This is a genomic window from Vibrio aestuarianus (assembly GCF_028858425.1).
Lineage (GTDB): Bacteria > Pseudomonadota > Gammaproteobacteria > Enterobacterales > Vibrionaceae > Vibrio > Vibrio aestuarianus.
In genome coordinates, this window is the sequence record NZ_JAKNYQ010000001.1 from 1,658,120 (window position 1) to 1,671,434 (window position 13,315).

At 38.0% G+C, this 13,315-nt stretch carries 7 protein-coding genes; 4 read left to right on the forward strand and 3 right to left on the reverse strand.

All coding sequences use genetic code 11. From position 1 onward, the window contains the following. Positions 1 to 711 precede the first annotated feature (711 nt). From MCT08_RS07775 to MCT08_RS07785, 3 genes are read left to right on the forward strand one after another with little or no spacing between them, the layout of a single operon-like run. Entirely contained in the window at positions 712 to 4,368 is a 3,657-nt protein-coding gene (locus tag MCT08_RS07775) for an ATP-binding protein (RefSeq protein WP_274678185.1), read from the forward strand. A 4-nt stretch (positions 4,369 to 4,372) separates the two neighbouring features. After that, positions 4,373 to 6,130 carry an EAL domain-containing protein gene (locus tag MCT08_RS07780; protein WP_274678186.1) on the forward strand — a complete coding sequence of 586 codons (1,758 nt, stop codon included), beginning with the start codon at positions 4,373 to 4,375 and terminating at the stop codon, positions 6,128 to 6,130. Between the two features lie 17 nt (positions 6,131 to 6,147). Further along, on the forward strand, positions 6,148 to 7,782 hold the full coding sequence (locus MCT08_RS07785; protein WP_425609326.1) for a response regulator: 1,635 nt from the start codon (positions 6,148 to 6,150) through the stop codon (positions 7,780 to 7,782). 119 nt (positions 7,783 to 7,901) lie between these two features. Here the strand turns inward: MCT08_RS07785 and MCT08_RS07790 are convergent, their stop codons facing one another. The 3 genes from MCT08_RS07790 to MCT08_RS07800 all read right to left on the reverse strand — a co-directional run bounded on the left by MCT08_RS07790 (position 7,902) and on the right by MCT08_RS07800 (position 10,460). Further along, complete coding sequence (locus tag MCT08_RS07790) at positions 7,902 to 9,221, reverse strand: FUSC family protein (RefSeq protein WP_425609327.1); 1,320 nt, start codon at positions 9,219 to 9,221, stop codon at positions 7,902 to 7,904. A gap of 151 nt (positions 9,222 to 9,372) precedes the next feature. Further along, positions 9,373 to 10,236 (reverse strand): HlyD family secretion protein, encoded by an 864-nt coding sequence (locus MCT08_RS07795; protein WP_168521977.1) that lies wholly within the window; start codon positions 10,234 to 10,236, stop codon positions 9,373 to 9,375. 11 nt (positions 10,237 to 10,247) lie between these two features. After that, positions 10,248 to 10,460 carry a DUF1656 domain-containing protein gene (locus tag MCT08_RS07800; protein ID WP_168521979.1) on the reverse strand — a complete coding sequence of 71 codons (213 nt, stop codon included), beginning with the start codon at positions 10,458 to 10,460 and terminating at the stop codon, positions 10,248 to 10,250. Positions 10,461 to 10,991: 531 nt separating this feature from the next. On the opposite strand from MCT08_RS07800, the gene MCT08_RS07805 reads away from it, so the two are divergent. Then, complete coding sequence (locus MCT08_RS07805; RefSeq protein WP_274678189.1) at positions 10,992 to 13,289, forward strand: Orn/Lys/Arg family decarboxylase; 2,298 nt, start codon at positions 10,992 to 10,994, stop codon at positions 13,287 to 13,289. The last annotated feature ends 26 nt before the right edge of the window (positions 13,290 to 13,315 follow it).

Here is a 13,315-nt window from a genome sequence, read left to right on the forward strand (position 1 = left end):
TATATGTCTTTATTGTATTCGCTCATTTGAAATTTGCAATCAAAAAAATCACCTTAACTACCCGGTAGCGATAAAATTCTTGATAAATTGAGACATGCGTAACGCTTGTGTCGGCAACTATTTGAATTATTGAGGATTGTTGAGGTCGCAGAGGTGTTGGCAATATTAGCTATTGTTTTGAGAGATGGTTTCTTGCCGTTCATCTTTGATTGATTTCATCCTACAAACTTAGAGCGATAAAAGTGGCTATCTCATCAATTGGTTATGTAACGTTACCAGTGACAACACCAAATGCTATTACCTTATGATTTGGTAGAGTGTGAGTTCGATCGCTGTTTGTATCTTGTACGATGTTGAGTGTATTACTGGATTTAATAAGATGTAAGTACTTATAGAGTTGGGTTTGTTATACATTCCAATGTATCGCAAGAGTGACAATTTTTGTTTTTTTGTAGGAATTTTCCTGCATGATGTGACAGGGGGCTTATAATAGAATCATATTGAAAACACAACAGCATCAAACAGATCTATATAGTGGATTTTATAATACATAGGTAAACGATGAGACAACAATTGTTTACTATGATCATATAGTTAGATGTTGATGACGATTACAAGAAGTAAGCAGTAGCGCAATTGAGGCTCAGTTAAGATATGATAATTGTCATTGAGTCGGCCCCCTTTGTTCACCACGGGGTTAACGAATTATAAATGCTATTATTATTGATACGCGGTAGAGCATATCTGATTTATAAATTAACACAATTACTAGGAATAACTTTGCAACGAATTCTAGCGCTTTTCGCCATCACAGTTGGTATGGTATTTAACTTCACCTATGCAGCTAATTACTTATCAGATGACGATAAGGCGTACTTAAAAAACAAGTCATCCATTACCATCGGAGCTTTGACTGACTCATGGCTGCCGTATTGGGGCGGTTCTGAGGGGGAGTTGAGTGGAATTCATCACGATTATGCAGTGGGGATTGCCCGAGAATTAAATATTCCTATTCTTTACCGTAGCTATCCGAATGTCTTGGCTTTGTTGGAAGGAGCGCGTAAGGGAGAAGTGGATATTGTTATCGGTTTTAGTAAGACTTTAGAGCGAGAAAATGACTTTATATTCACTGAACCGTTGTATGAAAATGTTAGAGTTATTTGGCTAAAAGATGAGTCTCTGCTTGATAAACCGTTGCAGAGTTTGACTTGGTCCTGTGTTAAAAATACATCATATTGTGGATTATTAGAAGAGTATGGGTACACGAACATTAGAGTTGTCCATTCATATGAAGACTCTATCGAAATTATTCGTAAGGGAGATGCTGATGCGACAATGTCGGATTTTATTTCTCTTAATTATTACCTGAGTCAAAGTGACATACATGAAGGGGAAATTGTTTACGATGATTTACTAGGAGTTCAAAAAAATAGAATTTTACTTTCTAAAAAAAATGAAAAATTAAAAAACATAATTAATAGTGTTATTGCCGCTGATAAACGTGGACAAACAGTTAGTAAGATTAACTCTGAAAACTCCTATTTGTTGAATAATCAAGAAAGTTTTAATCTACTGACTAAAGAAAATCATAGCAGAATAATAAAATATACAATAGAAGAGGATGTGTATCCAATATCCTATATCAATAATGATGGGAAAGTTGATGGTTATATTCATGAGTTGTTAGCGTTGCTTTCATCAAAAACCCTTTTTGAATTTGAATATGTTCCTGCCAATGGCAGGAATGTAACGCAAATGTTACTAGATCACGATGTGGATTTGTTGCCAGTGCGTAATATTGAATCTTTTGATGTTCGAGATTTTATTACAACTCATCCTTATACTTCAATTTCATTTGGATTTATTGAAAGCAAAAGTAAAATTAACAATGGAATAACAGCGATTTTAGATAGGACAGGAGATTTTTATCAAGGATTGAGTTTGAGTAACGATTTTAAAAAAATAAAAATATATAATAGCCTTGATGATATATTAAATGATGTTGAACTGGGTAAGATAAAAAACGCATTAATAAATAAAGACTTGATCAATGAAAAATTAATCAATGATGGTTGGTATAATGACTATATAGTCTTAAATGGCCCATCAAATGTTGATTTAGATGTCGAAATTGGAATGATGGTCAGAAAAGAGTCCTACATACTAAAAGATATGCTTGATAGAGCGTTATCAACTATAGATGAAACTGACATTGAGTTATTAAAATATAAGCATGCTAGAATTAATGTCCATTATGGGTATGATAAGCAAACGGTTGTGACGTATGGTGTGCTTACGGCGAGCCTTTTGTTAGCGGTCATTTTCCTTACATTTAGTCGGCTAAGTATATCATTAAGAAAAACCAAATTATCAACGGAACAATTGAGTTGGTTAACTGGGTTGATGGACAGTATTCCTAGTATGATTTTTATTTCGGATACGAAAGGTGAGTTGATCCTCTCCAACAAAGCTTACCGCGAAAACTTCAAGGCATGCAGTATAGATCCCAATTGTTCACAAAGAAACACGTGTTCTTTTGCAAATCCGAAACAGTTTCCTGATGAAGATCATTTCTCTGATGTTATACATGTACCCGAAGCACAGTGCGAAATGGGAGGGAAGCACTACCTTGTCACCAAAAAGCCTGTATTACACCCGAAAGGGGGAATGAATTATTACTTAACCGTGTTTAACGATATTACAGAATTAAAAGAGACCGAAATTGCACTTCGCTATTCCAATGAACAAGCTTTAGAAGCGGTAGAGGCGCGTAATAATTTCCTTGCTGTTATCAGTCATGAATTACGTACACCAATTGCAGCGATGTTGGGTTTAATGGAGATTCTATCTTCACGGCTTAAAAATGAAGAAAGCCGTATGTTGCTCACTAATGCGGTGAGTTCTGCTGAACGTTTGAAGCATCACGTTAATGATATTTTGGACTTCTCGAAGATTGAAGCCAAACAGTTACAACTAGATATTAATCAGCATGATCTATTAGACGAACTTTGCCCAATACTTCGAAGCTTTGAGGTAAGCGCAAAACTCAAAGGGTTAGAGTTTGTTCTAAATTGTGAGCCAACTAATATTCTTTATGTGAAATTTGATGCGCTACGATTCAATCAAATCATTAATAATATTTTATCTAACGCCTTAAAGTTTACCGAACAAGGCCGTATTACCGTTGACATTCAAATCACGACAATTAATTTCACTGTTGTCATCAATGATACGGGGTGTGGTATGAGTCAAGAGCATATTGATTCAATATTCCAACCCTTCGTTCAAGCCGATAAAAGTATTACCCGGCGCTATGGTGGAACTGGTTTAGGTATGTCTATTGTGAGTAATTTAGTCTCTCTGATGGGGGGCAAAATTCTGGTGGATAGCGAATTAGACAAAGGTAGCCGTATTGCTGTTGATATTCCTATTGAAGGCGAAATATTTGATGGTTCTCATCTTGTATATAATGAACCTGTTATATCTAACATTGAACAGCAATGGCTGCAACGTTGGGGGGTACTGATCACGGAACCACTTGAGGAGTATAATTCGGTTTATGTGGTTGGCAATGTCGAGAATTATTATCCAGATTTGTTAATGCAGCAGTTGGTAAAAGACCAGAATAGTTCGAAGCCTGCGATAAATAGTGCCCAAAGACAGAAATTGAAAGGGCACATTCTGGTTGTTGATGATGAGCCCATCAATCGTCTATTGATGAAAAAGCAACTTACAGAGTTGGGCGTTGAGGTTACACTTGCGGTAGATGGTGTCGAGGCGATGAATGTACTGCACCATCGTGCTTGCGACTTTGATTTGATCATTACTGACTGCCATATGCCAAATATGGATGGCTTTGACTTAACTCGCACCGTCAAGAAAGAGATGATTGCATTTGCTGGTAAGCCGATCATAGGTTGTACTGCTGAAGATTCTCGAATTGCGACGGAAAAGGCAAAAGCCGCAGGTATTGATAAGATAATTTATAAGCCCTATTCGTTATCACAGTTATATCAAGTATTAAGCGGTTATTTAGCTGGCCAAGAAAGTGAAAATCAAGATCCGATAAACTGGTTGGATGAGTATAATGAAGAAGAGCGTCAAGAGATGGCTGAAGTCGTTGTTGATTCGCTTTGTTATGATATCGAACAGTTAGAGCAAGCAGATTGCGATTACAAGTCTATTGCACACCGTGTAAAAGGGTCTGCAGGAGCCTTAAATCTGACTGATCTTGCACTCATGGCTCGGAAATTAGAACAAGTATCAGATCCAAAACAGGTAGAAGAAGAAAAAGTACGTCTGATTTTGGCAATGAAGATTGTTGCAGAACAAGCTCAAACATGGCTGTTAGCTAGGGGAACAGAATAGTTTTATGATATTAATCGCTGAAGATGATCGTATTCAAAGTACTAAATTGAAATTCAAGCTTAAGCAGCTAGGTTATGATGAGGTGCTTGTTGCTAGTAATGGCTTTGAAGCGCTTGAAATTTGTACTGAACATGCCATAGCTTTGGTATTTTGTGACATCCGTATGCCAGAGATGGATGGCATAACCCTACTCTCTAAGTTAGGCGAGTACGCTAATATGAGTGTCATCATTCTCAGTGCACTAGAGGATGATGTACTTGAACTATGCTACAACATGTGCAGTTTAGCTTCCTTCCATTTTGTTGACGTGCTAAGAAAGCCCTATTCTGAAGAGCAGCTTCACTCGGTACTTGAAGCGTACCAACGAAAGCGCACAGAGAAACAGTCACAGTTCACGCCAATACAGCTATCAAGAGAAGATATTGAACATGCGTTCAATGCAGACCTTTTATTTAATTATTATCAACCACAGTTTGATTTCCAGACCGGAGCAATGGTTGGTGTCGAAGCGCTAGTTAGGTATGAGCATCCCCATTATGGGCTGCTTGGTCCTGTGCATTTTTTACCAGTGATAGAACAATATGGTTTAATGGATAAACTATTTATTGTTGTACTGGAAAAATCGATATCAGCGATAGCCAGCTTAAAATCGAATTTACGTTTATCGGTAAATATTACCCAAAGTAACTTGGAGCAATCAATCAGTGAGACGGTATTGGCGCTTTGTAATGAGTATCAATTTGAGCCGAGTCAACTTGTTTTAGAGTTAACTGAGGGCGAGGTCTATAATAGTACCACGACATCATTAGCTAACCTGGCGCGGCTACGGATGCATGGTGTAGGTTTGTCTATTGATGATTTTGGAACTGGTTATGCATCGTTAAGCCAGCTCTCAAAACTGCCTTTTACGGAGCTAAAAATTGATAAAAGTTTCGTGCAAGATCTATCGACCAATTATAAGAATCAACAGTTAACCAATATGTGTTTATTATTGGCCCAATCATTGGGTTTACATTGTGTTGTTGAAGGGGTCGAGAATGAAGAAGTGTGGCAATACTTGCGCCATTTGAAAGTGGATACCTGTCAGGGTTATTACTCTGCAATACCAATGCCAATCGGTGAATTGGCAGAGATGTACAGTAAAAACCATAGCCAATGTTTGAATAGGCAAAGTTTAAATGATGGCGTTCATTGCTTACTGATTGATGAACAACCTATTAGCGCTTACGCCATACAGAAATTGATACAAAAAGAACAAGGTGTTAGCCGAGTAACGTTGACTTTTGAATTTAAACAAGCGTTGAAAACGCTAAGAGATTTGCCAATAAACTTGGTTGTGGTTGGCTACAGAACCGATGCGCAACAACGAAATAGTTTAACTAAAAACATTCGCATGCATGGCTATAATGGAAAAATCGTTTTTCTATATGAATACTCTGACACTGAGATAAATGTCGAAGTTGATGACTCGAATGCCTATTGTATTTTAAAGGCAGCAACATTAGCTGAAACGGTTAAAAATATTATTTATCAAACCGAGGTCAGCGATGATAATGATCCCGATGATAGCTATTATCGTGAAATGCTGTCTGAGCGTGAATTAACCGTCGCACAGTTGCTTATTCAAGGTTTGACGAACAAGCTAATTGCCAACCAACTCGATATTAGTCAAAAAACGGTTAGTACGTACAAGACACGTATACTGCAAAAATTGGGAATTAATTCCGCGATAGAATTGGTTCGCTTTATCAAAATTAATTAGATAGAAATAATAAGCTTATGTCCATGTTTTCTAAATTAAAAGTGCTTATCGCCGATGATGCTCCCATTGTTATTGCGAGCTTAAGGAGCATGTTGCTTAAACTCGGGTTTAGTGATGATAACGTTTTTCATACGAAAAGCCCTAAAGCTTGCATCTATGCTGCTTCAAGAGAATTATTTGATATCTTTATCTGTGATTATAATTTTGGTAAAGGACTCAATGGCAAGCAGACATTTGAAGAACTGAAACACTATAAATTATTAAAGGACGATGCTGTCTTTATTTTGGTTACCGCTGAAAGTTCAGCCGCCGTTGTTCGTTCAATTGTAGAGTTGAAACCCGATGAATATATTCTTAAGCCATTCAATATTAGCCGATTAAAAGAGCGTATATCTGCTGCTATTTGTCGTAAAAGAGCACTACAAAGAATCTATAGCGCTGACCTACAAGGAGATGCTGAACTAGGGCTACAAGCTTGTGATGATTTAGAACCGTTTAATCCAGAATATTACTTTATTATTCAGAAATTTCGTGGTGAGTTTTTGAGTAAATTAGAACGTTATGATAAAGCTAAAGTTGTTTACGAAGATACATTGGAACGGAAATCATTAGATTGGGCTAAAATTGGTTTGGCTAATGCATTGAAGAATACAGGAAAAGAATATGAGGCGGCAGAAATTATCAATAGTATGCTCGCTGAAACACCACACAATCCTAGTGTTCGTCTAGAAGCCGCTAGCATCAGTTTATTTAATAAAGATATTCCAGATGCTATTCGACATTTGAGCCTTGCTAGCAGTATTGTGCCAGGAAATTCGGAACGAGAATTAGTGATCGCCAATCTATGTTTGTCAGTTGGGGATTCTGCTGCAGCATTGGAGCGTTATAAGTATTATGTAGAAATCAACAAGGAAACCTACCGTAATAATACGTTTTCACGCTTGAATTTTATTCGCATGCATTTATACGCTTTGCGTTCGGAAGAGCCAGATAAAAAAGAAAAACGTTTACTTGAAGTGAAATCGCTGCTTAGGGAGTTATACAACGGTGAACAGAGTGGTGCATTATTAAATCAGCTAGAGCTTGTTGCTGCTCATATTGCCATGGAAGAGAATCAGTTTGCCTATGCGGTGTCTATTTTAAATAAATTATACAAAACAAAACCATTCCACCATTTCTATGATTATTATCATTTTACTTGGTTGTTAAATATTATGTCGTATGATTCGGAATTTTCGAAAGCCATAAACTGGTGTCATGACAGCTTGGTAAAAAATGAATCTGAAATTCTTTTTGAAAGTAATATTGCATTGGCAGCTTCATTGAAGCAAGCCAATGCAGATAAGCTTAAGTGGCTAGAGGAAAAATATCTGGCTCTCCAAGACGAGCAATTGGATATTGAAACGTTACTGAATTTATATATGGAAATACTTAACCGCTGTCCTACGCTACGTACAGTTTGTTTAAAGGTGGTGACGATATTATCGCGTTATTGGCCACAAGGAATGGGTTTTCAGCAAGTCGAGAAGATAGTAGAGCGTTGCGATAACACCATTCGTCAGTTAATGAGTGAAGAGGAACTCAAAAAAATAGCTTATCAGCAGCTATATGATAGCGTATTGCAACATAAGAATATTCAACTAGATTCTTGAACGTGTTCTTTTATGCCTAAACAACTTGAAGTTGTAGGTAGGCGGCAATAAAAAGAGGGTATGTGTTATTATTCATACCCTCACGATGGGTAACGTGATGTTAAGTTGCTTGCGTATATTTAAAATTGCTTTTTAAATAAGTCGCCAAAAAAGCGTCCCATAGCCAACACCAAAACCACAATAGTTAACATATCTATTGTCGTGGTGATGTCATATTGAGGGGTTAGACGGAGTGCTCCCATGGTCATGATTAATAGAAGATTTACTCCAATTATTCGATATATCATAAGCTTAGGTGTTGAAAATACTTTCCAAACAACCAAGATATTAATGAAGTAAAAGGCGATTAATTGCCAAAGTTCAGTCATCATTGGCATGATAGTGATATATTGAAAGCTATAAGCAATACCAAATCCAACAATACTCAAGAACATATCTTTTATTAGGATGGTAGGCATCGTTGGTAATAGACTTGAGAATATTCCCAGCATCAGTGGGAACATAACGCTGCCCGGTATTGACATATAGATCCACATAAAAATACCAACAATGTACATACTGACGCCGTGAGCGATCTTCCTTTTGTCTTCTTGCCAATGCTGAGAGAAAGAACGAGTTTTAATGGTTGGTAGCGTGACTTCACCGTGATATGCCTGTAAAAAATCTGGTAAAGCAAAATATTCTGGCGTTTGAGGATTGAACTCCTCTAGTGCAGTTAATATTTTATTAAGTAACTCAGTATCAATCTCTTTCTCACTATCAAGTTGAACCTGTCGTAAATAGTGGTGAATGATGGCAAAATCGAGTAGCCTTTTTTGCCATAGTGTTTTATGGAAAATTAAGTTATTGCTACTTTTTGTTGGAATACTCAAAAAGTTATTCAGTGATGCTATTAGTTGTCTTGAGTCTATTTCCTCTGTGTTGGAATTATGCTCTGCAGCATTGATCAATGATTTAGTATCGTTGATCATACGCTGATGCATTCTCCCAAAAAGTTCTGAGAAAGTTTGCTCTGAACTTACCGGCCAAAGTAAACGGAAGACGACGATAAAAGTGACGACTCCTAGAACGGTTTCTTGTATGCGAAGTAACGCAGTGTTGAAGGTGTTTTGACTGTCAAAACCACCAGTCCACGCAATAATTGAGCAGACTGAAAATGCCATTGTGAAAATATAGCCACGTCTACTATCGGTGGCCATAAATAAACACAACGTCATAAATAGACCGTAGAAAAAAAGGAAAAGGAAGCGATCTTGAGAAAATAGCATTACAAGAAATAAGGCGTAACCGATCCCTATTATTGTTCCCAAAATACGGTTGTGTCCTTTCAAAACCGAGTGTGATAAAGATTCGGTCATTGCCATTGAAAATACGGCTAGAGCTGCCCAATAAGGTTTTTCCCATTGAAACCATATGGCAAGGCCGATCGCCAATACCATGGATAGTGCGACTTTTATTGCTTCTTTAGTTGAAGAGCTAAGCACGATAGTCACCTTTTAAGTAAATTAATCTGTAATAATATTATTTTTAATGGCATCAGCTTTTAATGATATTAATTTTCAACGACATGAAGTCTTAATCACCATCACCTTAATTTTTTATGATCTGCACTGAGGCAGTCATGCCTACTCGTAGTTGTAAGTCTTTAGGGATATTGTTTAGCTTTACTTTTACTGGTATGCGTTGAGCTAGGCGGATCCATTGAAAGTTTGGATTTACATTAGGTAACAAATTAGCACCTGTAGTACCGTCCTGCTTAGCTATGCCGTAGCCAATACTCTCTATTTCACCTTCAAGCGCATAGTCATCACTCATAAGTAATGTCACAAAAGCCTTATTTTTCGGAGCAACGCCTTGTAAGTCTGTTTCTTTAAAGAAGCCTTCAATCCAGAAGCTATTTTCGTCAATAAGAGCAACAACAGGCGTGTTGGCAACAACTTGTGACCCAACTCTTAGGTTGAAATTGGTAATATACCCATCAGTAGGGGCATAAATTTTAGTAAATTCAAGGTTGAGTTTTGCTTCTTCAACGTTTGCTTTCATTAACTCTAAGTTAGCAAGTGCTGTTTCAACCGCATTGCTTAAGTTGTTCAATGTCAACGTAGATACGGCTCCGGGTGTAAGCTGTTCGAGGTGACGTTGGCGCAGCTCTTCATTTTGGGCTTTTTTAACAAGTGCTTCAGCTTGTTTTTTTGACGCTAGCGCCTTGTGGTAATTAGTTTGATAAATACTTGGATCAATTTCAAACAACAAATCACCTTGCTTTACATGTGAGTTATCGTCCACTAGTAGGTGGGTAACTTGACCAGTCACTCGTGGTGTAATTGATACGATATGCGCACGAACTTGGCCATCTCGTGTCCATGGGTTTTGTGCGTAAGTTTGGTATTGAGAAAACAATACATAGCCAGCACTTAGCATCAGAATAAAAGTAACAAAATAACGTTTAATCACGGTGTTTTCTCTCAAAATGTGGTGATAAATTGACTAATGATGCCGGTAAAAATAATTACCAAGCTGAATTCTGCTAGAGCGGGATGAGCAACATATTTATGCCAACCCAATTTAGCCATAATCAGGCTGGTTGTACTTGCCAAGAAGTATGCAATTACAACCACCAATAGTAATGGGGGAATATAAATTTCTCCCCAAGCAAGTTCGTGTGGTACTGCATTCATAAATCACCCGCTTCCGTTGTTATTAATCTAAGAACGCATATTATCGTAAGAGGAATTTTTTTTAAATCGTATTTGATGGATTCTACCCATCAAATCACCGGCTTGGGGTTGCCTGTCAACATTGATGCGAGGTGAAAGTTTAAAAATTGTGCTTTTTCTCATTTGCCGAGTTTGGAAATATGGCGAGTCAATTATTTCTTATGCGTCTTGTTTTTTATATATGCGATATAATTGTTTAAGTTCTCATTATTGATAATTTAAAAGAAATCTGCATAGATCTTGATTTTGCTATGTGGCTTAAATATAGCAGTTAAAGTCATTACTTATCATGTAGTTAGCATTCTTTTCTGTGGTGATTTGGCGATTTTATTGGCATGCGGATATTTTGTCTTTAATGGATTGATTCACAATAAATTTCATTTTGAATGGTTTGGTCCATCAATTGGGATTGTTGCTTTATCAATGGGGCATGCATAATTTTTGACATGAACTACATTTAGATACGCAATTAAACATTTCCAGGAGCCAATAATGAATTACGCACGTCAACCATTACCACCGAGACTTTCTAAAGAGTTTTCGGTTCTGATTGTCGCGAATATTAATGATGATACGGCGGTTAGCAGAAGTGCCAGTGAAATTTGTAATGAGTTAGCAATAGATGGTATTCGAGTCGTTACCAGTAAAAGTCTTACTGATTTTGAAACTGCAGTATCTTCAAGTCCAGCATATAGCTGTGTCGTTCTCGGCTGGGGAATTTGCCAAGCTGATCATCAAAAAGCACTACAAGCTATCAAAATATTGCAAAAGCGTTGTGCTGGTATCCCTATTATTCTTGGTGTCACCAAACAAACAGCCAATCATATTCCATTAGAGTTTTCAGAAGTTATAGAAAGCGTTATTTATATCCCAGAAGATAGCCCTAAGTTTATTGCAGGTCGAATTAAAGCTGCTTCTAAGCGTTATCTTGATTCGGTATTGCCTCCATTTTTTGGTGCGATGGTCAACTTTGACGATACTCACGAATATTCATGGCACACACCAGGCCATACTGGTGGGACGGCTTTCATGAAAACGGCGGTGGGTAAGGCATTTGTCGATTTTTATGGCGAGCAAATGTTGCGTTCAGATCTGTCGATCTCTGTCGGTGAACTTGGCTCATTAAATGACCACAGTGGCCCTGTTAAAGAGTCAGAACAATATGCCGCCAAAGTATTTGGTGCTGATTATACCTACTATTCTGTTGGTGGTAGTTCAGCCAGTAATGAAATCATTCTGCATTCGGCGGTGACCGATGGTGATGCTGTTTTGGTTGACCGTAACTGTCATAAATCATTGAATTACGCACTGAATATGTCAGGTGCAATGCCTATCTATATGGTTCCTCGTCGTAATGCTCGTGGTGTCATTGGTCCGGTACCAAGCTCAGAAATGACGCCAACAGCGATTCAACAAAAAATTGATGAAAGTCCGTTATTGGCAGATAAAACGGTAACTCCAGTGCTCGCAGCACTAACCAATTCAACTTACGATGGTTTAACGTACAATGTTGAAACAACGACACGATTATTGAGCGAGACAGTACCTCGTATTCATTATGATGAAGCTTGGTATGCCTATGCCCGTTTTAATAATCTTTACGAAGGTCGTTATGGTATGCACCGTGGTGAAAGGCACGAAGATGATGCCACTATCACGGTTACGCATTCCACACATAAGCTTTTAGCAGCATTGTCACAAGCATCAATGATTCATATTCGTTCTGGCAAAGTGCCAGTGAAACCAGCGTTGTTTAACGAAGCGTACATGATGCACACCTCTACATCGCCACAATACAGCATTATTGCTTCGACTGATGTGTCAGCAAAAATGATGGATGACTCGGGTGAATACTTAACAGATGAATGTATTCAAGAAGCGATTTCATTCCGCCAAGCAATGGTGAAAATTAAGTATGAAATGCAGCAACGTAACCAAAATGATTGGTGGTTTGATGTATGGCAGCCTGATGCAATTGAAGGTACACCATTCCAAGATATGGATCCTCAAACGTTAAAAACTGACAGCAATGCTTGGTTATTGAAACCAAATGCAAAATGGCACGGTTTTGGTGATTTAGGCGCTGATTACTGCATGTTAGATCCAATCAAAGTGACAGTATTAACTCCGGGGATGGATATTGAAGGTGACCTAGAAGAGAGTGGCATTCCGGCGACCTTAGTTTCCTCTTTCTTGGCAAGTCGCGGCATTGTGGTTGAGAAAACAGAACCTTACTCGCTACTTCTGTTGTTCTCTATCGGTGCAACGAAGGGTAAATGGGGTTCATTGGTTGCAGGCATGATGGAATTTAAAACACATTATGACAACAACACCGAACTGGGCATGGTATTACCTGACTTAGTAGCTAGTCACCCTGAGCGTTATGATGGTTTAGGCATTCGTGATCTCGCTGATCAAATGCATCAAGCGATCGTTGAAACCAAGATGCTAGAAAGCATGGATCATGCCTTCACTCAATTACCAACAGTTGTAAAAAGTCCACGTGAAACTTATGGGCAACTTGTGAAAGGCAATATTGAAGCTGTACCAGTAAAAGAGATGGCTGGCCGTATTGTCGCGGTACAAGTTGTACCTTACCCACCGGGTATTCCTCTAATGATGCCGGGTGAAAAAGCAGAAGGCGATAGCACTGCGGTTATTGATTACTTACTAGCACTACAAGCATTTGATTCTCAGTTCCCTGGTTTCGAGCACGATACTCACGGTGTTGAGATTGAACAAGATGATAACGGTGAGCTTGTATATATGACTTACTGCTTAACTGAATAAAAGTTACCTAATTACAGATTTAAACG